The sequence below is a fragment of the Pseudomonas sp. 1L-E-NC-VB-C3 genome (assembly GCF_057291535.1).
Map to the genome: position 1 here is coordinate 472,778 of NZ_JBXAWD010000002.1, position 25,435 is coordinate 498,212.

Sequence of the window (25,435 nt, forward strand, 5' to 3'; positions counted from 1 at the left end):
CTGCCAGCTGTCAACCCTTCGATTCATTGCCATCGGTTGGCGCGCCCTGATGCACATTTTGATCTCGGCACGTGCGGTAACTGTCTACCGCAAGTGCTCCACTCTGCGCATTTACTGTTGAGTTCCAGCCCAATGGCGCCCTGTTCAGAGTTGCAATGATGTCCATCCCGACTGCCCCGCTGTTGTTTCCAGTGATATTCGATTCACCCGGCCTGCACGCTGACCTCGGTCCGGCACACGGTCTCAACAGCAAAGACTTCGACTGGCTTGCACATGCGCAACTCGCTACGCAATCGCTGCGCAACAAGCAAACACCGCCAATGCTGGCCGAACGCATCCTGCTCAACGCCGACAAGCAACTGGCCGTGCCGCTGGCAGGCAGCTTCATACTCAGCGCCGGGCCGGATGACAACGGCGTGTTTCTCTATACGCCCTACGATGGCCTGAAAAAATTCGCTGACCGGCAAGCCCTGACTGATGCCCTGCAGAAACGCCTCGACAACGCCAGGGAAAACGATGATCTGCTGGCTTTCCTCTCGGTTTCATTGCGCAAGGAACTGGTGGAAAAACGCAGTATCACTCTGACTTGCGAAACCATCGAAGGTGATGTGTTCGAGGACCAGCAATTGGCAATCGGCGACTCTCTGGAGAGGTGCGCCCGTGACCTGCTGGACGAGCTTAAACGCCTGCCATCCCTTGCAACGCTGCTGGAAAAGATTCTCGACGAACTGCTCGAAGCGCATTTTGGCGCGGTGCAACAATCGCTTACCCGGGTCGGTTTCTATTCGGTGACTTCTTCGGATGGGAAACAGTGGGTCGACTCGCTGTCGCTGACTGAGGCGCTGTTGGTGCACTTTCACCGTCAGGGCTGGCCCCACGGTCAGGTCGTAGAATTCACCCATCCCGCCCGTTCGGTACGCGAAGACGATCAGTCTGCCTGGACCAATGCGATCAAGTCGGCGTCGGGAAAACTGACCATGCTGTTGTTTCGACAGCTTGAGGTGTTTTGGAACGGCGCCTCATTCGAAGGCTCGCCCAGACGTACTTTCTTCAGCCAGACGGTGCAGGATCAGGCGCGCGCGGATCTGATGATCAAGCGCGAAACGCAGATCCTCACCGCCGGCGAGTTCAACGCCCTGCACAGCCTGGTACGTGAGCCAACCGTTGCGGTACGGCGGCCAACGTTCGAAACCGTGTGCCTGAGCGAAGAAACAGCCTGTGTCGAGCTGGCCGGTTCGCTGATGATCAATCACGACAAGGCTTATCTCTATACGCCCAGCCAGGGCCTGCAGGTACTCGCCGACTACGCGGATCTCAAACAGACACTGACCGCGAAAATGCGGGCTGCCGGACACGAAGACGAACTCTACGGGCTGATGAATCTGCAAGAGCGCAATCGTTACCTTGGCTTCGCTAACGCGCAGGTATCCGGGGAAAACATTGGCGGTGAGATCATGACGACGCTGTTCGAGGCCATCATCACCAAGCAACGTCAGAACGTTGAATTCGTTCTGCAGCGTTTTCGTCAGAGCGAGCGCACCACTGACATCCATGCGCTCTTCGACAAGGCGCTGGATATCCGCTCAATGATTCATGAACGGCTGCTCAAGCTCGACGTCAATCAGCGCTGGAGTACCCGACCGTTGTTTACCAGTACACCGCCATCGTCACTCGTGCAGGCAGACAAGGCTGCGCAGCAGGCGGCACTTCTGGGACGGACGCTGGATAATCTGACCAGCCACTTCAAAGACCAGCCGACCGCGCACGCCGCAGAACAGCGCGTCTTTCTCGAAGGCATTCTGTGGAAACTGGCCCAGGCATTCGAAGACGGCCTGCGTGGTGAGGCGTACCTGCGCAGCCTCAGCGGGTCATGGCTGGAGGCGGAACGAAAGATCGTCGACACCGTGTTCGATTCCAGGCACCCGACACGCAGGGACCGCCAGTCACTCAATGGTTTCCGCCCCGATGCCTGGTCACTGACCCTCAACGGGGCCGAGCCCAACGCTGCGCTGCCGCTCGCTCACTGCGTGCTGCTGACCGAGCGCGGCGGCATGGACGTGAAACATTCCGGGCGCGCCATCCTCTGGACACCGGCCCTGGGCCTGGAGCTGTTTGACGACATCGCCAATGCGCAAAAGCAATTGCAGCAACGGCTGGACGACAACAATCAGAGCCACACGCTGCTGGAAAATCTGCCAAAGGCGCAGCACAAACTGGACCAGCAATACACCCTGGGCGAGTTTCAATTGATTAATGGCAGTGTCTCCCGAGACCGCATGCAATCTGCCATTGAACAGTTCCTGGCGGAATGTGAACTGCTGCGAGTTTGCATCAAGGAGCCAAAGACATTGGCGAGCTTCCTTGATGAAATGAAGAATGCTGTCATCGATACCAACCTGCGACGCGCGATCGATCTTGCACGCACCCTTTCGCGTCATCTGGATTACCCCGACTGGTTGCGTATGGCCTCGGCGACGGAGCAACGCACGCAACTCGCGCTGCTGGATGAACTGCGGCATGCGTTCATCGATGGCAAGGATTTCCTCGATGAGGTCCCGGCGCTGGCCACTCATATCGAGCAGACCCTCAAAACCCTGCTCGATGCCCGCTTTCCAGGCAACGGGCTCAAGCCACAGGACATCCGGATCACCCCCAATCTGATATTGGCCGGCCCTGCCTGCAACTTGCTGGAATTTGCCTTGCATCACTACAACGTCGTGCAGGGCAGCGGTTTCAAAGTCGCCTCGACAACGGCCACAGCCTTACCAAAAGAGTTTGCCCAGGCCGCGGTACGGCAATTACTGCAATCTCTTGATGTTGCTACCACCTACACCGCGAAAGTCACCGAAGCGCTGTCAGCCGACAGCCCGTCTGCTCGCACCAGCAAAGAACGGTTTTTGCGCCAGTTACCTTGGCAATTGATGCAACACGCCCACTCGATGAAATTGCAACAACAGCTCTCGGATACCGGCTATGACTACATTTGCCAGGTCCTCGACATGCCGGACGCGATAGCGCGCGCTGCGGTCGAGGGCGTTCATGCCATCGCCTGTCCGCTATCGTTGATCAAGACCCCAGGCGCTGATTGCGTCGACACACTCGGTTTGTATGTCTTCGGTCCGGGCGCAGGGCAAACAGGCCCCCGGGTCCTCTATGCGCCTTACTCCAGGTATGTGTTTCGCGAATTCGAAAACGAAGCGCAGCTGATCGAGGCACTGAATACCCCCGGGCACTTCCAGGATTTGATTATCCGGCGTCTGCCTGAGGCTCAGCAGGCGATATTCAAGAGTCTGTTGAAAACAACGATCGGCAAAGACAGTGAAATCACTCTTCATGGCGCGCCCATCAATGGCAACGTGCTCGAGCGGTTTCACCAGGACACTCTGAGCCTTCTGCCGCAACTGTTGCGCAGCCAGCCACAGATCAATGGCCAAGCGGATTGGGAAGCGGTGAAGTTTCTCTTCAGCCACGGCGTGCGCCTGGTGCCACATTTGCTACCGGGCAAACTCGCGTCCGGTTTTTTTCTGTGGCGAAGCTACCAGGACTTCAAGGCGTCCGCCGAAGGCCTTCAGGATCACCACTGGGCAAATGCCCTGAAAAGCTTCATCGCAGGGGCGATTACCCTCTTCAGCCTGGGACGTCTGTCATGGGAAAGCGAGGCAGAAACGGCCGGCTCCGAATTCGCCGCAGAGGCGCAAGCACCTGCGGGTACAGCCACAACGGTGCAAGTCTCCTCTCGCTGGGCAAAGGTGTCGCCCGTCACGCCCGCTCGGATTGATTTGCAGCCCTTTGAAAGCAGTACGGCGCTGGAATCCCTCAAGCTTGATGCCAATAAGCTGGTCTATGGGGATTCGTCAACGACGCAAAAATACGCCGCCATTGCCGGCAAGGTGTATCCGGCAGTCCAGCTCGAAAAAAACTGGTATTTGCGCAAAAAAGACGGCAGTCAGGGGCCGGCACTCGAAGAGAAAAATGCCCGTCTGGTTGTTGCAAGCGCCAGCCAGCCGGTTCATCGCTGCCGATCAAAACGTCGTGACCCTGCTCAACATGAAGTCGAGGAGAACCGCTCAATAGAAATGTATATCCAGGCCAGAGGCATGGCCCAGATCCACCGTCGCTATCCGGCCAGGGCGTTCGTGATACAGCAAGCCGTAAACCGTGCAAGAGAATACGCAGTCAACTGCCTGCATAACTACGTTACACAGCGCAGCCACCCTGCGGGCACACGGCTGGAGAGGGTTTTGAAGGAGTTCTTCGAGGTGCAAGAGGTAACGCCCTTGCTGCTCACAAAACTCGAGAAAGTGATAATTCCTGTCTGCCAGGAATTGACGAACCCAAAAGATGATTTGCTCTACACCGAGCGCTTCTTTACTGGTCTGAATGGGCCTGGCAGCGCTAATACCGTTGCCTTCGTTTTCAAACAGGACAAACAAAAAATAATTCATCTCACCGAGGTTTTTTTCAATCCCAGAATGGACAAATACACCGCCCATCTGCCTCCTCGATTCAATGTTGATTCACACGCACGCGCGGTAACGATTATCCATGAACTCTCGCATCTGGTTTGCGACAGCGAAGATCTGGTGACGATCCAGGCCATGGGGCCTTATCTCGACCTTATCGACACGACGACGGCAGAGGGGCAAGCGGCCAAGGACTCGCTTGAACGTTATCGCAGGTTATTGTCGCGCTACGGCAATCTCTCGCACCTGTTTGCGGTGAAATCCGATAACCACGTCTGGACCGATCTGGACAAAATGCCGACGCATGCCGCGGATTACCTGAAAATCCTCAGCCTTACCAAAACCACAAACCTTGCAGACGCGCGCCGAGCGTTTCGCAGTCCTGTTTCAGCAGATGCGCGGGTCGACGTGATGCTCGCCAACGCCGACTCGATCGCCTTGCTCATCAGCGAACTGGGCCGCCAGCTCGACCCGCTTCCCGCGCCCATGCCGCTACCGGCGCCGGTTGCAGATCAGGCAGGATCCTCGCAAGCGCTGGCGTGACGACAAAAAAATGCGCCGGCGTAACGCCAGCGCATTGCTCATGACCAGAATCAAAAGTGATTACGGTCGGTTAGTCCTTCTGTTCGCGCAGCACATTGCCCGAGGCGCCGTCGATGCGGAACTCGTAGGCGGTGCCATCGGCCTTGCGCCCTTTGCCTTCCCAGTAGCCATCATTATCGGCGCCGATCTCATAGACTTCGACATAGCCGGCTTTGGTCTTGGCGACCTCGATGGCTTTTTCGATGGTGATCCAGCCTGCGCCGGGCTTGTCCGCCAGAGCGGCACCGGCACCGAGCAAACCAGCAGTGGCGATCAGGGCTGCGAATGTCTTTTTGATCATTTTTTCACTCCATTTATGGATAGTAGGCAGTTGCTTCCTGTTTTTTTGGGCGCCACAGGGAAAAATAAGTTCCACGTTGATGGGTAAATGCCATGACGGATGTTCTCGGCAGCCTGCCGGCGAGGTTAGAATGAGCGAAATCAGGACGAGTCAATGACCCAAGACACTCTCTCGGAAGCCGAATACGATGCGATCACCGATGCCGCCGCGCACTGGTGCATGCGTCTGCACGCCGCTGACTGCACGGACGAGGAGCGTCGCGCATTTGAGACCTGGCACGCTGCACATCCTTTGCATGCCTTCGAATACGAAGCCATGCAAGAGATCTGGGAAGTCGCCGGAGATCTGCCTCGAACCGAGCCCGAGGCACTCGCCGCGCAGCGCAAGCCTTCGCGTTCGTGGCGCAAGTTCGCGGTCATTGCTGGCGCCTGCGCCCTCGCCTTGCCACTCGCGGCCTACAGCGGCTGGAGTCTGGGCTGGGTGCCCAACAGTTATCAGCATTACGCCGCCACCGACAGTGTGCGTCAGATCACCCTGAGTGACGGTAGCCAGCTCGAACTCAACCTGCACACGGACCTGAGCTTCAGCAATTACAAATATGAACGTCGCGTCACCCTGAACAAGGGCGAGGCGTTTTTTAATGTCAGCCATGACGCGTCTCATCCGTTCGTGGTTCGCGCCGGCGACGGCAAGATCCGCGTGACCGGTACGCGGTTCAATGTGTGGATGTACGAAGATCAGGTGCGGGTCAATCTGATCGAAGGTTCGGTGCTGGTCAGCAGCAATCGCGACTTGCCTGGCGACGGTCTGCGCCTCAGTCCCTCGATGCAGGCGCGCTACCGGCATGGCGATTACGCGCCGCAAATCAGTCAGACCTACCCTGGCGATACTTCGCTGGCCTGGCGCAGCGGCCGTTTGGTGCTCGACAACCTCGCGCTGCACGACGCCCTGCCGCTGATCAACCGTTACCTCGACAAGCCGTTGATGCTGGCCGACACCAGTACCGGCGCGATCCGCGTGGGCGGCGTCTACAACATCAAAGAGATGAACCACCTCGCCAACAGCCTGCCGAAAGTGCTGCCGGTCTATTTGACGCGCAACAAGGAAGGCAACCCGGTAATCAATTCGATGCCGCAACGCCCGCCGAAAAGCTGAAGGCCGCGTCCCTTGCGGGAGGCGGCCTTCGTTTGTTTCGAGCTGTGACTGTTTTACTGCGCTGCCACCTTCCCTGCCTGATCCTGCTTGATCGTCTGCACCTGATATTGCGGATCCGCCTGGATCTGCTGTTCGGTGAACGGCAGAACACTCCACTGCTTCTTCGAAAATGCAGCAGTCTGATCCCGCGAGTATTTCGACATCGGATCACTGGATAACGAGAACGCCAGCAGCCCTTGGGCGTGCGGGCCTTTTTCATCGAAGCTCACAACTTGCAGATAGCTGGTGCCGCTGACCACTTCAAGTTTGCCGTCTTCGCGGGGCACGCTTTGCATCGCGTTGTAGATGCCCAGCGTCCCCGGCCCGCCATGAATCGGCGTTTGCTGCCCGCCGCTGCTGACCACCTGGACATCACCCCAGCGCGTGTCGGGTTTCAGGCCCATTTTTGCGACCCGCTCAACCGACGCGAGCATCGCTTCACGCAGTGCTTTGGCGACGGCAGGTTGTTCGACTGCCAGGCCGCGAGGAGTGTGTTGCGCATCTGCCGGATTGAATGCAACACGCCAGATATCCGCTGATTCAAGCAGCGCCTGCATGATGTTCTGAAAATGCACCAGACCGAGCCCGGAATCCAGATTTGCGCGGCCGTCCCAGGCTTTGAGGCTGGCGCACGCAGACTTGAGTGTCGCGGCATCGCTGCCCAGATCGGCGCCGCAGAACTTCCGCAGATCGGGCATGACCTGCGCGGCCAGATAGACCTGATCGTCCATGACCATGTGCTGCAGATCCTTGACTGCCAGCGGGCCTTTCTTGCTCAGTTCAGCCAAACGATCAAGCGCGAATCGTGAGCGCAGGCCCAGCGGTTGTCCTTCCTGACTGATCAGCGGTGAATAGCCGGTGAGCGGTTGAGCCGGGTTGGCCAGCCATGCCGAATCATTGGAGTGCTGAACGAAATCCCTGCGCAGCAATTGCGGCAACTGGCTGGAAGCGAAGATGCCCTTCTGCGCCGCGTGCGGATCGATATCCCAGGCGCAGCCGCTGTTGGAACCGTCCAGTACGATCATGCGCAGACCGAGGCGTGGGTCGCTGCACTTGGCCAGTTTTTCCGCGCTGACGTTCGGTACCACCGACAGGTTCATGTACAGCGTCTGGCCCTTGTCATCCACTGCCAGGGTGTTGACCCACGGAATGCCCTGGATCTTGTGCACCGCGTCTTGCAGATCCTTGAGATTGCTGGCCTGGTTCATCGCATACCACTGTTCGAGCACGCGGTCGTTGTCGAGGTTGGCATCGCGCAAGCTGTAGGCATATTGCCTGTCCCAGTCGAGCTTGCCCGGCCATTGCACGATCGGGCCGAACTGCGAGCTGTAGATGTCGCGCGCAACCGCTACGACCTGTCCGTCAGCCTGCTTGACCTGCACGGTAACCGTCTGTTTGTTCAGTGGCAGCGACTTGCCATCGAGCAAATATCGAGTCGGATCCTTTGGATCAAGTTGCAGGCGATACAAGGTGAAGTGTTTCGACGAATCGACGGTGTGGGTCCAGGCCAGATGCTGGTTGAAACCGATATTGATCATCGGCAATCCCGGCAAAGCGGCGCCCATCACATCAAGCTTGCCGGGGATGGTCAGGTGCATCTGATAAAAGCGCATCCCCCCGACCCATGGGAAATGCGGGTTGGCCAGCAACATGCCACGGCCATTGAACGAGCGCTCGCTGCCGACCGCCACAGCGTTGCTACCGCGATCCAGAGCAAAACGTTGCTGACGCGCGTCGGCCAACTGGAACGCCTCGGTGTCGTGCTTCACCTGCGCGGTCGCTTGCGGCGGCGTCGCGCCAGCAAGGGCTTCGGCGAACTGCCCCACCCCACCTTCAACCAACAGGCGCCGCGTCAGTTTGACCAGATCCTCGGCGCTGATGTCACGTACCCACTCGCCCTGGCATTGCTGCGGCAACCCTTGCTGACGGCGTTCAGCCAGATAGCGGTTGTAACCGGCGGCATATCCCTCGACCAGGTCGCGGACCTGCGTCGGTTGCGCCTGCCAGAAGGTTTCGACCGCTTCAGGGGTATTGAGCCAGGTGAAGAACACATCACTGACGCGGTTTTGCCGTTGTTCAACAGTCAACTGCTCCGGGCCGAAATATTGGGAGCGCTGACCATTGACCGTAACGATCTCGTTAGCCAGCAGGCACAGATTGTCCTGGGCGTAGGCGTAACCGATGCCGAAACCCAGACCGCGTTCGTTGTCGGCGCGAATGTGCGGCACGCCGAAACTGGTGCGGCGAATGTCAGCGCTGGTCTGTGCCGATGGACTCAGCGCATGGGCCGACAGGCTCAGCCCGAACAAGGTGCTGGCGAGGGCCAGCCCGGTAAGTTGCCTGGAAATAATCACGCTCGCTCCTGATCGAAAGGTCGATTGCCCCTGCGTCCACGCGCAATGAGCCTGTCGAAGAAACGAACCTGAGGGAAAAAATTTAGCGGGTAGCCCATTGAGGCAATGCCGTCATCACAAGGCTGAGACGAATTAGCGACGAAATTTCTACATCTTTTCTTTCATGATTTGTCGCGCTGAAACGTCTTGTTTAGAGACCGCAACAAAACCTTTCCCGATCTGGCTCTGAAAAGGAGTAATCGCATGTACAACTCGCAACTACCAACGGACGGTAGCCAGACGCCACAGGGCGTTTCCATGAGTTCGCACTCTGGCAATTTCACCCAGCGCGGCGAGCGCCCGGGCAACGAGCGTATTCGCGTGCTACTGAAGAGTTTCGGCCTGCGCACCAGCCTGATTCGCCTGAAAGTCATCGACGCGCTGCTCGTGGCGGCACAGAGCAATCGTCGCCTGGGCGTACGTGGCGTACATAGCCAGTTGCTCGATCTGGACGTGCCGCTGTCGTTTCTCAGCGTGCGAGAAGTGCTTAAACGCTTGTGCGCCGAAGGCGTGATCACCTTCAACGCCGACAAGAGTTACAGCCTGCACCCGCAGGCTGCAGCGGTCCTCAACCACGAATGAGGCTCGCCTTCAGGGCTTGACCTTGCGGCGCATCACGCCGTTGATGATGACCACCACGACCGCTACGCCGATTGCCACGTACTGGAAAGTCTTCTCGGTGATCATGCCGGCATTCTGCAGCCAGGACAGGCCCAGCATGATCGCCAGTACCGACAGAGCGATCAGAATCGAATAAATCAAGCGTTGCTTCTGGGTCATTGCGGTTTCCTGAAACATTGAAATGTAGCCGGTTGCACGCCGAGCGTTCCCCGGATTACGGGTATGCGCCGGGGCAAACGGGTGCTCATGTTACCGCCCCTGAAGACTTTTGGCTGCAAGGTAACCCAACCTTAAGGCATGGCCCTCCCTGCTCTGGCGCAATCAATGCCCGCACTGACGAGGGCATCGTTGTTTGCGCCGCAATGGCCGCCAGGTAAACAGGTTTCACGCCGCGCCAATCCTTTAAACATGCCGTAAGTTTTTGAAATCTGCTGACGCAGCAAACGGCTAGGTCGGCTGTGCGTCTGCGCCTAGGCTCTGCGAACTTCCTATAACTCATAAACAGGGATGTTCATGCAGAGAACACTTATCAATATCGGCCCCAGACAGGTTGCGGGTTTCTGTCTGGCGCTGACCGCTTTCGAACTGCTCACTTACATGGCCAGCGATGTGATCATGCCAGCGATGCTGGATGTCACCACCGACCTCGACGCGGACGTACGGCATGTTCCCCATGCCTTCAACCTGTTTCTGTTGGGTGGCGTGTGCCTGCAATGGTTACTCGGCCCGTTGTCCGATCAATACGGCCGACGACCACTGTTGTTATCGGGCAGCGCGCTGTTCGGATTGTCGTGCGCGGCAGCTTTTTTCACCGACAGTATTGGAGCGTTCAACCTGTTGCGGCTGTTGCAAGGCATGGGTCTGGGGTTTGTCGTCGCAGTCAGCTATCCGGCGCTACAGGAGGTGTTCTGTGAAGCGGACGCCGTCAGGCTGATGGCGTTGCTCGGCAATGTTGCGTTGTTATCGCCGCTGCTCGGCCCGCTACTGGGGATCCTGTTGCTGGAATGGCTGAGCTGGCGGGAAATCTTTCTGCTGCTGGGATTCACGGCAGCGCTGGTCTGGCTCGGTCTGTTGCTGTGGATGCCGGAAACCGTAGGCGTCGAGCGCCGCGATGGTCATCGAACACCCCGTGTGCCCTTCTCCTGGCGTTGCACTTCACGGCGCTATGGCGCGCTGCTGGGTAATCCGCGCTTCCTCTGCGCCAGTCTGGCGCTGGGCCTGATGAGTCTGCCCCTGATCACATGGATAGGCCTGGCACCGTTGCTGCTGGTGCGGGTGCTGGAACTGCCGCCGCTGGAATATGGCCTGTGGCAGATTCCGGTTTTCTCAGCGGTGATTGCCGGCAATCTGATTCTCGACCGCTTGCTGCAGACTCATTCTCTGACGCAATTGATTCAACTGGCGCTCTGGCCGTTCTGTCTGGGCCTTCTGTTTCTGGCCGCGTGCGCATTGTTCGGCGCGGGGCTTGGTCCGGTGGTGGCGAGTTTGTCGCTGTACGCCGTCGGGCTGGGCATGAGCAACGCGGCGGTGTATCGCCTGGCGCTGTTTGCCAGCGACGACAGCAAAGGTCTGGTGTCGGCGCTGACCGGCATGATTTCGATCGCCGTCATGGGCCTTGGCGGTTCGCTGATTGCGGCCATCGGTGGCGGCGGCCGTCTTGAATACTTCGCTCTCTGGGCCGCATTCGGCGGGCTGATGTGCCTGCCCATGGTGTACCGGCTCCTGCAAACCACCACAGCTGATGTGGCCTCGCCTCAGTAAGGAACACTGATGACTCACCTACCCTATGCCGACGCGCTGTGCGCGTTGAAGCAACCCTATTGCGCGGATTCAGCCGCGCCCGGTCTGTTTGATCGGGCGATGAAGGAAATCAGCCGCTTTCACTGCGACCACACCCCGGGTTACGCCCATTGGCTCAACGCCCATGGACTGGCGCCGCAAGACCTCGACAGTCTTGATGACTGGTCGCGTCTGCCGCCGATCTTTGCCAGTTTCTTCAAGCAACACTTGCTGCTCAGCAGCACGGGGACAAACGCCCTGGAACTGACCTCGTCGGGCACCAGCGGGCAGAAAAGCCGGATGCGTTACGACGAACGCAGCCTGGCGCGGGCGCAGTTCATGGTTGCGCAGATCTTTCGCCATTACGGTTGGGACACTCCGGATACGCCGTGCAACTACCTGCTGCTGAGCTACGAACCCGAGGGTCACATTACGCTCGGGACTTCGTTTACCGACCAGTTTCTCTGTCGGTTCGCCCCGGTCAATCGCGTGGTTTACGCCTTGCGCAACACCGGTAGCGGCCATCAGTTCGACGTATTCGGTGTCATCGCCGCATTGCAGTCATTCGCTGAAGAAGGTTTGCCGGTACGGATTTTCGGCTTCCCGGCGTTTCTCTGGCAGACCCTGCAACGCATGCAGGCTACCGCTGTACAGGATGTGCAATTGCCCGCCGGTTCGCTGGCCTTTTTTGGCGGCGGCTGGAAAACCCTGGCTGCGCAGGAAATTCCTAAACAACAGTTTTATGCCCATATCCATCGGCAATTGGGCATCGAAACCGCCCGCTGCCGCGACGGTTACGGCGCTGTCGAGCATGCGGTGCCTTATATCGAATGCGCCCGTCACCGCTTTCATGTGCCGGTGTATTCGCGGGTGCTGATTCGCGATGCGGCGGATTTTTCTCTGCTGCCCTATGGCCAACAAGGCCTGCTCGGCTTCGTCTCGCCTTACATCTCATCCAGCCCGGCGCATGCCGTGGTGATGAGCGACCTTGCCACGCTGCACCCGGGCGCAAGTTGCGGCTGTGGATTGACCAGCGACTGGTTCGAACTGCACGGCCGCGCCGGCACCACGGCCGGCAGAAGCTGCGCGATGGCCGCCGCCGAATTACTGGGAAGTCACTGAAATGTATTTGATCAATGGACAACTGCACGACATTTACAGCCTCGACCAAGCGCTGCAAGACCTGCAACACAAGTTGCCCCAGCGCTTGGCGACGTCACTAGACAGCAGCACGGTCATCAAGGCGATCACTGTTTTTGCCCACCTGCTGCGTGACTCGCGCATGGATCTGCCCCTCGACAGCGAACAACGGCAGGCCTTGATCGATTTCTGCCAACCTGAAGCCTTGACGATCAAACGCCAGCGCGAACTCGGCGTCGCTGCCGACTCCCTGCGCCGTATCGATTATCGCCTGCCACGCTTCGAAGCCTGGCGCCCGCTCGGGCTGGTGGTGCACATCACCCCGGCCAACGCGCCGCTGCTGGCCTTTTGCGCGGTGGTGGAAAGTCTGCTCGCCGGCAACGTCAACTGGTTGCGCCCCAGCCGCAGCGATCAAGGCCTGACGGCGCGACTGTTGCGGGCGTTGGTGAACTGCGATGCGAGCGGACAACTGGCCGGTCACGTGGCGGTGATTCCAGCGAGCACCGAGCAGATCGGCCAATTATGCAAATCTGCCAATGGCGTCGCGGCGTGGGGTGGCGAAGCGGCCTTGCAAGCCATTCGGCAACAGCTCGCGCCGGGTTGTCGCTGGATCGACTGGGGGCATCGCATCAGCTTCGTCTATCTCACTCCTGCATCAGCTACGCCAGAGGCGCTTGATGCCGTCGCCGACGAAGTTTGCCGACTGGATCAGCAGGCCTGCTCCAGCCCGCAATGGCTGTTGGTGGACAGCGACGACACGCAAGTCTTGCGCGATATCGGTGAACGCCTGGCGCAGGCCCTGCAACGACGCGCCGCACAGTGGCCGGCACTGGTGCCGACACGCCAGGAAGCTTCGCAAATTACCACGCACACGCAAATGGCCCGCCTCGGTCAGAGTTTCGCCGGTCACACCGGGCAAGTCTGGCACGGCCCAGGCTGGCGGGTGATCTGGACCCATGATCGGCAACTCGCACCTTCACCGCTGTTTCGCAGCGTATTGCTGCACCCGCTGCCGCAGGCGCTGCTGCCCGCCACCTTATTGCCGTGGCGCAACGTCCTGCAAAGCTGTTCGCTGGTTTGCGCACAACCGCAAATTGTCGAGCTTACCCATGCGTTGATCGCTGCCGGAGTCACGCGGATCGCACCGATCGGCAACATTCACGACGGGTACGAGGGCGAACCCCATGATGGCGTCTATGCGCTGCAACGTTTGAGTCGACGGGTATCGGTGAGTCTGGCGGCCATGCAACTGCCGAATCAGGCCAGTCTCGATCCAGCACCATCAGCGGCGACGTCGTGCGCTGCGATCATGGACAAAGAAGCCTTCGTCGCCCAACCCATCAACGATCAGGCGCAGTTGTATTTCCGCTCTGGAGGCAGCAGCGGCACCCCTGCTCTGGCCGGCTACAGCTATCGCGACTTTGATCGGCAGATGCGCGCGACCGCTGATGGCCTGTTCGCTGCCGGTCTGGATCCAGCACAAGACCGAGTCATGAACCTGTTCTTCTGTGGCGGGCTGTACGGCGGCTTTCTCAGCTTCAGCAAAACGCTGGAACTGCTTGAGGTGACGCACCTGCCCATGGCCGCCCCTGCTGATGACGATTATCGGGAGATTGCCCAATTGATCATCGACCAACGGGTCAACGTGCTGGTCGGTATGCCCGGCACCCTGCATCGTCTGTTCCTCAATGAACAGGAGCGTCTGCGTGCTTATGCCGGAGTCGAAAAGGTCTTTCTCGGTGGCGAGCACCTGAGCGAGCAGAACCGTGAATTGCTGCGCAGTTGTGGCGTCTCGACCATTCGCTCGGCGATTTACGGCAGCGTCGACGCCGGTCCGCTTGGGCATGCCTGCGAGGATTCGGCGGATGGGGTTTTCCATCTGATGAGCGAGATCCAGCAGTTGGAGATTGTCGCGTTCGATGAGGATGTGCCGGTGGCGGATGATCAGGTGGGCCGGCTGCTGGTGACCTCGCTCGCCCGCGAGGGTGGTCAGCGCGTGCAGCGTTATGAGATTGGCGACAGCGGACGCTGGCTCCCGGGCGTCTGCGCCTGCGGGCTGAAGTCGCCCCGCTTTGAACTGTTGCAACGCCACGGCAAGTTGTTGCGTATCGGCACTGACTTTATCTCCCTGAGCGAATTGGCGTCACGGCTGCAAGTGCCGTTTCAGTTGCATCTGGACCACAGCGCCGAGGGCGTCGAGCGCATGCAACTGCATTGCGAACTTACAGCCGCCACCGTTGAAACACGTCTCGCCGATTACCTGACCCTGACGACCATCATCGACAGCGGATTGCTGGTGCTGCAGATCGAGCAATGCTCGCCCGAACACTTCGTTCGAAACAAACACAGTGGCAAGACGCCGCTGGTCATTGACTCCCGCCGCTGACGCTTGCCGTGAGCTGGCTCATTCGAATCAAGAAGAACACACCGTGAAAACAACCGACTCGATTAGCGAATTAACGGGTTTCGCCCGTGAGCATTCGCCCTACTACAAGAACAGTCTCGCCAACATCCCCGAGGCGATAAGTTCACTGTGCGAACTGCCACTGCTTGATCCGGCAGACTTCTGGAAAGACAGCGCGGATCTCGCGCAATGGCCGGTCCTGACGGCCCCCATTGGGCACGCCTTGGTGTTCAAGACCGGTGGATCAACCGGCGGTGGCAGGCTGTCCGTGTATGCCCGCACGGAATGGCAGCGCACGGTGGAAGATTTCGGCCGCAGTCTGAGCGAGCAGTTCAGCCCCGGGGACCGTGTCGCCAACCTGTTTTTCGCTGGCGACCTCTACGCCAGTTTTGTGTTTATTCATGACTCACTCGCCCATGTTCAAACAGCTGTCAGCGAGTTTCCGTTTACCGGCGAGGTTGATCCACCGAAGTTGGCCGACGCCATCAACCAGCATCGAATCAATGTACTGGCTGGCGTGCCCGCGCAATTACTGACTTTCGCCAGTTGGCTCAAACAACGCGGCCTTACGTTGCCCCTGGTTGATAGTGTGCTTTACGGCGGGGAGAGCCTGTTTGCCTCACAACGCCAGCTCCTTGAGCAAGTGCTGCCCAACGCGCGCATTGCCTCGATCGGCTACGCCAGCGTCGATGGCGGATTCATTGGCGCCAGTCATCCTGACTGCATCGAAGGAGAACATCGCACACCCGACGGTCACGTCCTGTTGGAGATTGTCGATCAGCACAGCGGCGCAACGATCGAGGCCTGCAATCAAACCGGTCTGCTCGTATTGACCAATCTGCATCGCCGCTTGATGCCGCTGATCCGCTATCCCGTCGGAGATCTAGCGTGCTGGCGCGAACCGCCGGGCACTGCACGACGCAAATTCGCCCTGAGAGGACGCAGCGGCAATAGCCAGCGGGTGCGGGTCGGCATTCTGTCGCTGATGACCGATGAAATCAGCGAAAGCGTACGGAGCATTACTGGCAGCGACGATTGGCAATTGCTGATCGAACAAGCCAACAGCGCTGATGTCTTGACGTTGAAATACGCAGTCATCGAACGATCGGCGCTCATCGACGAGAAACTTGAGGCCCGCTTGATCGAACTGTACCCGCCGATCGCGCAACTGCGGGCTGAGCGGTTATTGGAGCTGCGCATCAAGAGTTGCCGGTTTGAGGACTTGGCGCGCCATCCTCGCGCAGGGAAAAGCCTGCGGATCGTCGACTTGCGCTGCTATGACCAGGAAGAGCGGGAGGTGCGTGATGGAGTCGTTGATTCTGCGCAATTACCGTGACACCGACGCCAAGGCCGTCAGCCAGCTGTTTCGCGAGGTCTACGGTGATCATTACGTGCAAACCGACGTTTACATGCCCTGCCTGATCAATCAGAACCACGCCGACAAACGCTGGCATTCACTGGTTGCAGTGGAGGGTGAGCGGATTCTTGGTCATGCCACTTTGTATCGGCAAAGCGAAAGCTCGCACGATGCCGAACTGGCCTTGAGCGTCGTACATCCCGATACCCGTGGAAAGAACATTGCCACGCGGCTGGGCGGACAACTGCTGACTCATGCGCAGGCGTTGGGTTGTCGCAGCGTCTCGATCAAACAGGTCACCCATCACCCTTACACCCAACGCATGGCTATCAACCTCGGTTTTCACAACACTGGATTGTTGCCGGACTATGTCCGCTCACCCTTTGGCTGCAAAAAACCCGAGTCGATCGTGTTGGGTGTACGTGCTATCGATGGCTATCAACGGCCATTGCCAGAACAGGCATGGCCAGCCAGTTGCCGCCCCTTGATGGAGCGTCTGAGCGCTGTGTTCGGCGTCGGGGCTGATGCAGGACGCTGGCGCGGAGCTTCGGTTCAGGTCCAGCAGCACGGCAGCCGCCATGAAATGTGGCTGGAAAAACTCAATCCGGAACTGCTCGACCAGTTGCGATCACTGCCCGGGCATTGGCTGGTTTCGATTCGTCTACAGCTTTCGCGACAGTTTGCCGTGGATCTGCACAGCCTCAACGCCATCGGTTTTGCTTTCACCGGCCTGGCGCCTGCACAGGATAATCGAGGGGGATGGCTGGCGCTGTTTCATCGTGGCTACCGCACGCGCAGGCTGACATTGCATTGTCCGCACATGCAGCAGTTGCATGACCAGGCACAACGTCACATCACTCGGCAAGCCGTGCCGGCGGCGTAAACAGCATGAGCCCGCACACGGATGAGCGGGCGTCATCAGCAGACGTTACGCCTTTGCCTTCAGGCCTTTGTCAGACGGAACTGCCGCATTGCCTTCGCCATAGGTCTTGAGATTCTGCAGGACGTAAATGGCTTTCTTGAATTCGGGGATCAGGCTCTTGCCGTAGTAATTGCCATTGAGACTGTTGGTCTGGATGGCATCGAGCTGAGTGGCGAAATATTCCAGCGCGTTGAACTTCGCCTCCGGGTCTTTCTGCACGCCGAAGCGGTCGAATTTGTCGCCGGCATTGAGCAAAGTGATCGAGGTGATCTCGGAAATCAGGCCGCGCCCGCGCAGGAATTCGCTGAGGTTGCCCAACTGCTTGACGGAAACGTTGGCCGGGTCGAAGCCCTTGATCTGCTTGCGCAAACCCTGCTTATCCATCTCCGCCACATTAAGCGCATTCGGATCGTTGCCGACCAGCGTCAGCATCTGCTGCACTTTGACGCTCTGCGAAACCTGCTTTTTCGCGCCGGTATCACGGACCATTACGCCTGCCTTGCTTTCCCAGGCGCCGGTATAGCCGATCGTCATGCGAGGATTCCTTGTGCGGTGAGCATGAAATGTCCTTGTTCCAACCAATTGAATGGGCGCGAGTATCGGCCGATGCGCCTGATCGCACCAAGTCTTTTGTGCGCTTTTTTACAAATCTCGTACATTCGTGACACAAGCCTGCATCCCGTAAACATTGGTTCAGAGCCGTCATCTTGATGTAACAAACGTGGCAATCCGGGGATTTGTACCCATCCCGATACCAACCGGTCATCGCCCAGCGTTGTTTCGGCGCGCGAGCACCTAAAGCTTCGGCCCGCAACGACGATACGCTGTGATACCCGCCCTGTTTTATTCCTGCCCTCCAACAAAGAAGCCGCTCAAGGATCAGTTCCATGCCCGCACTGCGCACTATTCAGGCTCGCTACACGCTGTTTCTGATTCTGTTCATTCTGCTGTTGTCCGTGCTGACCGTGGTCGGCATCAGCCAACTGGTGGCACCGACCCTGCGCGATACCGAAGAGAAGGTCGTGCTCAACCGCATCGCCGAAGTCGCCGTGCAGATTCAGGGCGAACTGAACAAGGTCCAGGCGCAGCAACGCAGCATCACCCAGACCATCCCACTGCTCGACAGCGCCGCCATCGACGTGGTGCTGCCAGGGCTGGTGGATCAGTATGGCGAGCTGAAAGTCTTCGGCGGCGGCATCTGGCCGTTACCGGGCCAGCGTGAAGCCGGGCGCAACAAATTCAGCACTTTCTGGCACCGTGACGCCTCTGGCCAACTCAAGGTCAACACGTTCTGGAACAGCGATGCGGCGCCCAACTATTACGACCAGAGCTGGCACAAGGGCGGCATGGCCACTCCGCGCGGCCAGTGCGCGTGGGCCGCTGCCTATAAGGACGACGCCAGCGCCGAGCCGCGCACCAACTGCGCCATGGCGATCTACAAGAACGGCAGCGCCTGGGGCGTTTCGACCATCGACGTGACCCTGGGCTTCTTCAACGATTTGGTGGCGCGCAAGGAAAAGGACCTCAACGCCGAAATGCTCATCGTCGAGGCGGACGGCAAGATCATCAGCAACAGCTCGCGCATCAGCGGCCCGATCGTGCTGAAAAACATCAGCGAACTGGCGGCCAGCTCGACCTTCGTCAATCAGATCAAGACCGGCCTGCAGAATCGCGATACAGCGCAACGCGTCGAGTTCGATAACAACGGTGAAGATGCCACCTTCTTCATGCGCCCTATCGAGGGCACACCGTGGTTCCTCGCCACCGCCCTGCCGACCAAGATGCTCACTGCCCAGCGCGATGACGTGCTCCATAGCCTCAGCCTGATCCAGATTCCGCTGGTGATCCTGCTGGTGCTGTTGCAGGTTTACGCGATTCGTAAGCTGGTGCTGCGCATGAAAGCGCTGAAGGCCAACATTGACTCGCTGTCCAGCGGAGACGCCGATCTGACCCGCCGAATCACCATTCGCGCCGAAGACGAACTGGGCGCCATCGGTCACTCGGTCAACACCTTCATCGCCTATCTGCAGAACATGATCGGCGAAGTCACCCAGGCCACCGGCGCCATGGCTTCCAGCCTCGACAACCTGCAGCGCACCTCGGCACATACCGGCCAGATTCTGCTGCGTCACGCTTCGGAAACCGATCAGACCGTCACCGCCATCAACGAAATGAGCTCGACTGCTGAAAGCGTCGCGCAAAACGCCGCTGAAACCGCTGCATTCACCCAGCGTGCCAATGAGAACGCAGACCGCTCGCGCGTCGTGGTGGGTGAAGCGACCAACAGCGTGGTCGCGCTGATCGACGAAGTGGCCAGCGCTACACACAAAGTTGAAAACATGCAGCAGGACGCCCAGCGCATCACCGAAATCCTCGGCGTCATCGGCGCGATTGCCGGGCAGACCAACCTGCTCGCCCTCAACGCCGCGATTGAAGCGGCGCGGGCCGGTGAACAGGGTCGCGGCTTTGCGGTGGTGGCGGATGAAGTCCGCGCCCTCGCCGCCCGCACTCAGGCCAGTACCTCGGAAATCAACGAAATGTTGACCCGTCTGACCCAAGGCGTGAGTTCCTCGGTCAGTGCCATGGAAAACACCCAGGCCAGTTGCCAGTCCGCTGCTGACGCCACCGCCCGAGTCAACTCGGGGCTGGACGAAATGGCCGGTTCGGTCAGCCACATCAACAGCCTCAGCACGCAGATCGCCACCGCCGCCGAACAGCAAAGCGCAGTGACCGAAGAGATCAACCGCAGCATGGTGCAGATTCGCCACATGGTCGATGAACTGGTGCAGAGCGGCCAGGCCAGCGAGCTCAATACCCGCCAATTGCTCGAAGCCAACAGCCGCGTGAGCGCGATCATGGGGCGGTTCAAGGTCAGTTAAGCCAACCGCGACCACGGGGATTTCGGCCTTTACGCCAATCCCCTGTGGGAGCGAGCCTGCTCGCGAAAGCGATTTTTCAGTCACTGTATCTGCGGCTGGTCAACCGCAATCGCGAGCAGGCTCACTCCTAAACTGGTTCGGGTGTTTTGTAGCAACTGGAAACACTCAGTTGATGCCGGGATGGAAAAACCGGTCAAAATGCGTTCTTGCTGACCTTCACCGAGTCGAGAGCCCATTCCCATGCGAAGCCAACTGCGTCTGCTCGCCCTGAGCGCCCTGTTCATCTCCTCCCTGGCGCAAGCCGCCGAACTGATCCCGATCGAAGTGCACCGCGATGCCAACTGCGGCTGCTGCAAAAAGTGGATCAGCCATCTCGAAGCCAATGGCTTCAAAGTCGAAGATCACGTCGAAAGCGACATGAGCAGCTTCAAACAGCAGCACGGCGTACCACCGCGTCTGGCGTCCTGCCACACGGCGATCATCAATGGCAAATTCGTTGAAGGTCATGTGCCGGCCGATCAGGTGCTTGCGTTGAGCAAGCGCGACGATCTGCTGGGTGTGGCAGCGCCAGGCATGCCGATGGGCTCGCCGGGCATGGAAATGGACGGCATGAGCGATGCGTACCAAGTGATCGGTCTGAAGAAGGACGGCGCCGACGTGGTGGTGGCGGACTACCCGGCCCGTTAATGGGTGCGGCTTACTTCGGCCTGTTCTTTGCTGCGTTCGGTGCGGCAACGTTGTTGCCATTGCAATCAGAGGCGCTGCTGGTCGGTTTGATCGTCAGCGAGCGTTACTGGCTGTGGGGTTTGCTCGCAGTGGCGACGCTGGGCAACGTACTCGGCTCGCTGGTCAACTGGTGGCTGGGCCGTGGCATCGAGCGGTTTCAGGATCGACGCTGGTTCCCGGTCACTCCTCGACACATGGCCAAGGCGCGCAAGCACTACGAGCGTTATGGACATTGGTCGCTGCTGCTCAGTTGGCTGCCGGTGATCGGCGATCCGCTGACCTTGATTGCCGGCGTCATGCGCGAACCGCTCGGGCGCTTTCTGTTGATCGTGACGCTGGCCAAAGGCGCGCGCTATGGCGTGCTGGCCTTGCTGACACTTGGCTGGCTAGGTTGAACCAACCCTCAGTGTGATTGCCTTTGTTTAACGTCGGCGTAATCCCGACCTTCCAGAGTCGGTCAATTTTCAAGGAGTTTGTGCTTATGTCCGTCACGCTTTCCCGCTGGCTGCCCGGCCTGGTCCTCAGCGCTGCCCTGCCATCAATGGCGCACGCGGCCACTGAAACCGCCCCCGCCGAAGGGCCTGCCTATGGCCCGGAGCTGCAAGGTTTCCAATACCCCTACACGCTTAAACATTTCGCCTTCGAATCCCAAGGCCAGAAGCTGCAAATGGGCTACATGGACGTCGCCGCCAATGGCAAGGCCAACGGCCGCACCGTGGTGCTGATGCACGGCAAGAATTTCTGCGCAGCGACCTGGGACAGTTCGATCAAAGCCCTGAGCGACGCCGGCTACCGCGTGATTGCGCCGGATCAGATCGGTTTCTGTACATCCAGCAAACCTGAGCATTATCAGTACAGCTTCCAGCAACTGGCCACCAACACCCAGCAATTGCTCAAGGCTTTGGGCATTCAGAAAGCCACTGTGCTCGGCCACTCCACCGGCGGCATGCTCGCCACCCGTTATGCGCTGCTGTTCCCTGAGCAGGTTGATCAACTGGCAATGGTCAACCCGATCGGTCTGGAAGACTGGAAAGCCCTCGGCGTTCCGTATCGCACCGTCGATCAATGGTATCAGCGTGAGTTGAAGGTCACGGCCAAGGGCATTCGCGACTATGAGCGCACCACCTATTACGACGGCCGCTGGAAGCCGGAATTCGATCGTTGGGTCGACATGCTCGCCGGCCTGAGCAACGGTCCGGGCAAGACCCAGGTCGCGTGGAACTCGGCGCTGATCTACGACATGATCTTCACCCAGCCGGTGTACTACGAGTTCAAGGATCTGAAGATGCCGACCCTGCTGCTGATCGGCACCTCCGACACCACCGCCATCGGCAAGGACCTCGCGCCGCCGGAAGTGAAAGCCAAAATCGGTCATTACGAGGTGCTTGGCAAACAGGTCGCCAAGCTGATTCCGCAGTCGACGCTGATTGAATTCCCGGGCATGGGTCATGCGCCGCAAATGGAAGAACCGGAGAAATTCCATCAGGCGCTGCTCGGCTGGCTGGGCAAGACTCCTTCCGCTCCTTGATGAGGCAAGCCGATGACGGTGCAGATTGCAGTGATCGATGACTGGCAAGACGTGGCCCGCGACGTGGTCGACTGGTCCGTGCTGGAGAGCATCGGTGAAGTGACCTTTGTGCATGATTACCCGGCCGACAACGCCACACTGGCCGAGCGCCTTGGCAAGTACGAGGTGATCTGCGTCATGCGTGAACGCACGCGCTTCGACGCCGATTTGCTAGGGCGCTTGCCCAATCTGAAGTTGCTGGCCACCGGCGGCATGCGCAATGCCGCGCTGGACATGCCGGCCGCAGCAGCTCTGGGCATCAAGGTCTGCGGCACCGATAGCTACAAACACGCCGCGCCGGAACTGACCTGGGCGCTGATCATGGCGGCCACCCGTGATCTGGTGAAGGAAGCCAATGCGCTGCGGGCCGGCCAGTGGCAGCAGGGCCTCGGCGGCGATCTGCACGGCAAGACGCTGGGTATTCTCGGTTTGGGCAGCATCGGCCAGCGGGTCGCGCAATTCGGTCAGGTGTTCGGCATGCGGGTGATCGCCTGGAGCGAAAACCTCACCGCCGAACGCGCTGAACAGGCCGGCGTGACGTACGTCAGCAAGCAACAACTGTTCGAGCAGGCCGACGTACTGTCGGTGCATCTGGTGCTCAGTGAACGCAGTCGCGGTCTGGTTGATGCCCGGGCGCTGGACTGGATGAAACCGACCGCATTGCTGGTCAACACCGCACGCGGACCGATCGTCGATGAAACCGCGTTGATCAAGGCGCTACAGAAACGGCGCATTGCCGGGGCAGCGCTGGACGTATTCGAGCAAGAGCCGTTGCCGGCCCTGCACCCGTTTCGCACGCTGGACAATGTCCTCGCCACGCCGCATGTGGGGTATGTCAGTCGGCAGAATTACGAGCAGTTCTTCCGGCAGATGATCGAGGATATTCAGGGTTGGGCAGCTGGGGAGCCGATGCGTCTGTTGAACTGAGTCCATCACTTTGAAGTTGAGTTGCTTCAACCGCCCTCTTCGCGAGCAGGCTCGCTCCCACAGGTTGTACGCGGTCCAATGTGGGAGCGAGCCTGCTCGCGAAAAGGTCATCTCAGATACCACTCTGCAATACGCTCGCACCACAACGGTGCAACTCGCCCATCCCATAGCACAAAACCGTGACTGCCCAGTCACTGTTTTGGCCCACTCCGACCGAAAAACATGCCCTTCGTCGGAGCGTTTTCCCTCCTGAACCCTCGCTAACATCCCGACACAACCGATTGTCGAACAATTTACCCATTTGCCCTAACCCGCTCTAGGATCTGGCCTAGACTGATTTTTCAGTGGCCAAACCACTCGGTCATACCGACGAAAAAAAGTCGAAACTTTTGCTTCACGCCACAGGTCATCAGAACAACTGGGCGAAAGCGACTGGTGTAATCCTTGCAACGGCCTCACCACCCATTCTGCTTGCGCGTGTTGGGTCAGCATTTGCTCACCGATGCGTGGCGCCTTTGCGCCCGGCCACAGGACTTGGCCACGAAACAGCTTGTTCGAGACAAGAATCAGATCACACACGGGAGATACATATGATCAGTGCGGCATTGGATATTCAGGGAGAGCGTGCTCACCAGTCGCTTGGAGAATCGAGCACCATCAGTGTTCCCGGCAGCCGACAGATCAACGTACCCGGCACCAAGACGCTTGCTCCGGTAGCAAGCCAGAATCCCAACAAGAAAAAAGTGTTGTTCGTGACCTCTGAGATCGCCGATCTGGTCAAGACCGGCGGCCTCGGTGACGTCTCCGCCGCCCTGCCCCGGGCGATGGCCCACCTGCATGACGTGCGGGTGTTGATTCCCGGGTATCCGCAAGTGGTGCACAGCGAAAACCCGATTCACATCATCGGCGAGCTGGGTGGCCACGCCGCGCTGCCACCTTGCAAGATCGGTCGTATGGACATGCCCGATGGTCTGGTGATCTACGTGTTGATCTGCCCTGAACTCTACGAGCGTGAGGGTGGCCCTTACGGCGCCAACAACGGTCGCGACTGGCCGGACAACCATATCCGCTTCGCCCGTCTCGGCCTGGCCGCTGCCGACATCGCCGCCAATCTTGCGCAAATCCACTGGCGCCCGGATCTGGTGCACGCCCATGACTGGCCGGCTGGCCTCGCGCCCGCTTACATGCACTGGCGCGGGCAGCGCACGCCAACGCTGTTCACCATTCACAACCTTGCCTACCAGGGCGTGACGAGCCTCGGTTCCTGCCCGGAGCTGGGGATTCCCACCCATGCCCTGCAACAGGAAGGCATGGAGTTCTACGGCAAGATGTCGTTCCTCAAGGCCGGCATGGCCTATTCGAGCCACATCACCACCGTCAGCGCGACGTATGCGCAAGAAATCACCACCCCGGACTTCGGCTGCGGCCTCGACGGTTTCCTTGCCGCCAAGACCCAGCAAGGCCTGCTCAGCGGTATCCCGAACGGCATCGACGAGAGCTGGGATTCGGCGACCGACCCGCACCTGTTTGCCCCGTTCGCCATCGGCGACTGGGAAGGCAAAGCGGTCAATGCCGCCCATGTCCGTGAGCTGTTCGGCCTGAATGACTCCACCGGCCCGCTGTTCGCAGTGGTATCGCGCCTGGTCTATCAGAAAGGTCTGGACCTCACCGAAGCGGTGTCCGAGTTCATCGTGCAGAACGGTGGCCAGATCGCGATCATCGGTCGCGGCGAGCCGGAAGAAGAGCAGGCCATGCGTGAACTGGCCCTGCGCTTTCCTGGCCAGATCGGCGTGCGGATCGGCTTCAACGAAACCGATGCCCGACGTATGTTCGCCGGCAGCGATTTCCTCTTGATGCCGTCGCGCTACGAGCCTTGCGGCCTGAGCCAGATGTACGCCCAGCGTTTCGGCTCGCTGCCGGTCGCGCGCAACACCGGCGGCCTGGCCGACACCATTGAAAACGGCGTCACCGGTTTCCTCTTCGATGAGTCCACCGTTGATAGCTACAAGGAAGCCCTGAGCCGCGCGTTCAAGGTTTTCGCCTTTCCGGAACTGCTCAACGCCATGCGCTGCCGTGCCATGGCTGCACCGTTCAACTGGAGCAAAGCGGTTGAACCGTACGCCGAACTTTACGAACAACTGGTCGCCAAGGCGTTGGGTAAAGCCAGCCACAAATAACCA

The 25,435-nt window shown here is 59.2% G+C and carries 17 protein-coding genes and 2 pseudogenes; 15 read left to right on the forward strand and 4 right to left on the reverse strand.

Annotated elements, in window-relative coordinates; all coding sequences use genetic code 11:
• The first annotated feature begins 158 nt into the window (after nucleotides 1–158).
• Nucleotides 159–5,006, forward strand: a complete 4,848-nt coding sequence (locus AC0Z5Z_RS05495) for a dermonecrotic toxin domain-containing protein (protein ID WP_485610826.1) — start codon at nucleotides 159–161, stop codon at nucleotides 5,004–5,006.
• 70 nt (nucleotides 5,007–5,076) lie between these two features.
• On the opposite strand, the gene AC0Z5Z_RS05500 is transcribed toward AC0Z5Z_RS05495, so the two are convergent.
• Entirely contained in the window at nucleotides 5,077–5,346 is a 270-nt protein-coding gene (locus tag AC0Z5Z_RS05500; RefSeq protein WP_095179971.1) for a PepSY domain-containing protein, read from the reverse strand.
• A gap of 153 nt (nucleotides 5,347–5,499) precedes the next feature.
• Between AC0Z5Z_RS05500 and AC0Z5Z_RS05505 the strand changes: the two genes are divergently transcribed.
• On the forward strand, nucleotides 5,500–6,501 hold the full coding sequence (locus AC0Z5Z_RS05505) for a FecR family protein (RefSeq protein WP_252880082.1): 1,002 nt from the start codon (nucleotides 5,500–5,502) through the stop codon (nucleotides 6,499–6,501).
• A 53-nt stretch (nucleotides 6,502–6,554) separates the two neighbouring features.
• Here the strand turns inward: AC0Z5Z_RS05505 and pvdQ are convergent, their stop codons facing one another.
• On the reverse strand, nucleotides 6,555–8,894 hold the full coding sequence (gene pvdQ / locus AC0Z5Z_RS05510) for a bifunctional acylase PvdQ (protein WP_485610827.1): 2,340 nt from the start codon (nucleotides 8,892–8,894) through the stop codon (nucleotides 6,555–6,557).
• A 243-nt stretch (nucleotides 8,895–9,137) separates the two neighbouring features.
• On the opposite strand from pvdQ, the gene AC0Z5Z_RS05515 reads away from it, so the two are divergent.
• Nucleotides 9,138–9,515 carry a fe2+ zn2+ uptake regulation protein gene (locus AC0Z5Z_RS05515; RefSeq protein ID WP_041480968.1) on the forward strand — a complete coding sequence of 126 codons (378 nt, stop codon included), beginning with the start codon at nucleotides 9,138–9,140 and terminating at the stop codon, nucleotides 9,513–9,515.
• 9 nt (nucleotides 9,516–9,524) lie between these two features.
• On the opposite strand, the gene AC0Z5Z_RS05520 is transcribed toward AC0Z5Z_RS05515, so the two are convergent.
• Nucleotides 9,525–9,713 (reverse strand): hypothetical protein, encoded by a 189-nt coding sequence (locus AC0Z5Z_RS05520; protein ID WP_041480969.1) that lies wholly within the window; start codon nucleotides 9,711–9,713, stop codon nucleotides 9,525–9,527.
• Nucleotides 9,714–10,067: 354 nt separating this feature from the next.
• Between AC0Z5Z_RS05520 and AC0Z5Z_RS05525 the strand changes: the two genes are divergently transcribed.
• The 5 genes from AC0Z5Z_RS05525 to AC0Z5Z_RS05545 are packed head-to-tail and all read left to right on the forward strand — an operon-like array spanning nucleotide 10,068 to nucleotide 17,117.
• A complete protein-coding gene (locus AC0Z5Z_RS05525; protein WP_485610828.1) occupies nucleotides 10,068–11,315 on the forward strand; it encodes an MFS transporter in 1,248 nt (415 codons plus the stop codon).
• A gap of 9 nt (nucleotides 11,316–11,324) precedes the next feature.
• The gene (locus tag AC0Z5Z_RS05530) at nucleotides 11,325–12,455 is read left to right on the forward strand and encodes a LuxE/PaaK family acyltransferase (RefSeq protein WP_485610829.1); all 1,131 of its coding nucleotides are present in this window, start codon (nucleotides 11,325–11,327) and stop codon (nucleotides 12,453–12,455) included.
• A gap of 1 nt (nucleotide 12,456) precedes the next feature.
• Nucleotides 12,457–14,859, forward strand: a complete 2,403-nt coding sequence (locus tag AC0Z5Z_RS05535) for an aldehyde dehydrogenase family protein (protein WP_485610830.1) — start codon at nucleotides 12,457–12,459, stop codon at nucleotides 14,857–14,859.
• Nucleotides 14,860–14,902: 43 nt separating this feature from the next.
• Nucleotides 14,903–16,213 carry a phenylacetate--CoA ligase family protein gene (locus tag AC0Z5Z_RS05540; protein ID WP_457263223.1) on the forward strand — a complete coding sequence of 437 codons (1,311 nt, stop codon included), beginning with the start codon at nucleotides 14,903–14,905 and terminating at the stop codon, nucleotides 16,211–16,213.
• On the forward strand, nucleotides 16,182–17,117 hold the full coding sequence (locus tag AC0Z5Z_RS05545) for a GNAT family N-acetyltransferase (RefSeq protein ID WP_095179965.1): 936 nt from the start codon (nucleotides 16,182–16,184) through the stop codon (nucleotides 17,115–17,117). Before AC0Z5Z_RS05540 ends, AC0Z5Z_RS05545 begins: the two co-directional genes overlap by 32 nt.
• Nucleotides 17,118–17,162: 45 nt before the next feature.
• Here the strand turns inward: AC0Z5Z_RS05545 and AC0Z5Z_RS05550 are convergent, their stop codons facing one another.
• Nucleotides 17,163–17,690 carry a hypothetical protein gene (locus AC0Z5Z_RS05550; protein ID WP_024012886.1) on the reverse strand — a complete coding sequence of 176 codons (528 nt, stop codon included), beginning with the start codon at nucleotides 17,688–17,690 and terminating at the stop codon, nucleotides 17,163–17,165.
• 353 nt (nucleotides 17,691–18,043) lie between these two features.
• Here AC0Z5Z_RS05550 and AC0Z5Z_RS05555 point away from each other — a divergent pair.
• The 7 genes and pseudogenes from AC0Z5Z_RS05555 to glgA all read left to right on the forward strand — a co-directional run.
• A pseudogene (locus tag AC0Z5Z_RS05555) lies at nucleotides 18,044–19,174 on the forward strand (HAMP domain-containing protein); the annotation flags it as partial.
• 333 nt (nucleotides 19,175–19,507) lie between these two features.
• Nucleotides 19,508–20,035 (forward strand): annotated as a pseudogene (locus AC0Z5Z_RS05560) (methyl-accepting chemotaxis protein); the annotation flags it as partial.
• Nucleotides 20,036–20,275: 240 nt separating this feature from the next.
• Complete coding sequence (locus AC0Z5Z_RS05565) at nucleotides 20,276–20,722, forward strand: DUF411 domain-containing protein (RefSeq protein WP_041480975.1); 447 nt, start codon at nucleotides 20,276–20,278, stop codon at nucleotides 20,720–20,722.
• Nucleotides 20,722–21,156, forward strand: a complete 435-nt coding sequence (locus AC0Z5Z_RS05570) for a YqaA family protein (protein ID WP_252883779.1) — start codon at nucleotides 20,722–20,724, stop codon at nucleotides 21,154–21,156. The genes AC0Z5Z_RS05565 and AC0Z5Z_RS05570 overlap by 1 nt, the downstream gene beginning before the upstream one ends.
• A gap of 86 nt (nucleotides 21,157–21,242) precedes the next feature.
• Entirely contained in the window at nucleotides 21,243–22,289 is a 1,047-nt protein-coding gene (locus tag AC0Z5Z_RS05575) for an alpha/beta fold hydrolase (RefSeq protein WP_485610831.1), read from the forward strand.
• 12 nt (nucleotides 22,290–22,301) lie between these two features.
• Nucleotides 22,302–23,255, forward strand: coding sequence for a D-2-hydroxyacid dehydrogenase family protein (locus AC0Z5Z_RS05580; RefSeq protein ID WP_305383064.1), 954 nt, complete (start codon nucleotides 22,302–22,304; stop codon nucleotides 23,253–23,255).
• 590 nt (nucleotides 23,256–23,845) lie between these two features.
• A complete protein-coding gene (gene glgA / locus AC0Z5Z_RS05585; protein WP_016774645.1) occupies nucleotides 23,846–25,432 on the forward strand; it encodes a glycogen synthase GlgA in 1,587 nt (528 codons plus the stop codon).
• Nucleotides 25,433–25,435 lie beyond the last annotated feature (3 nt).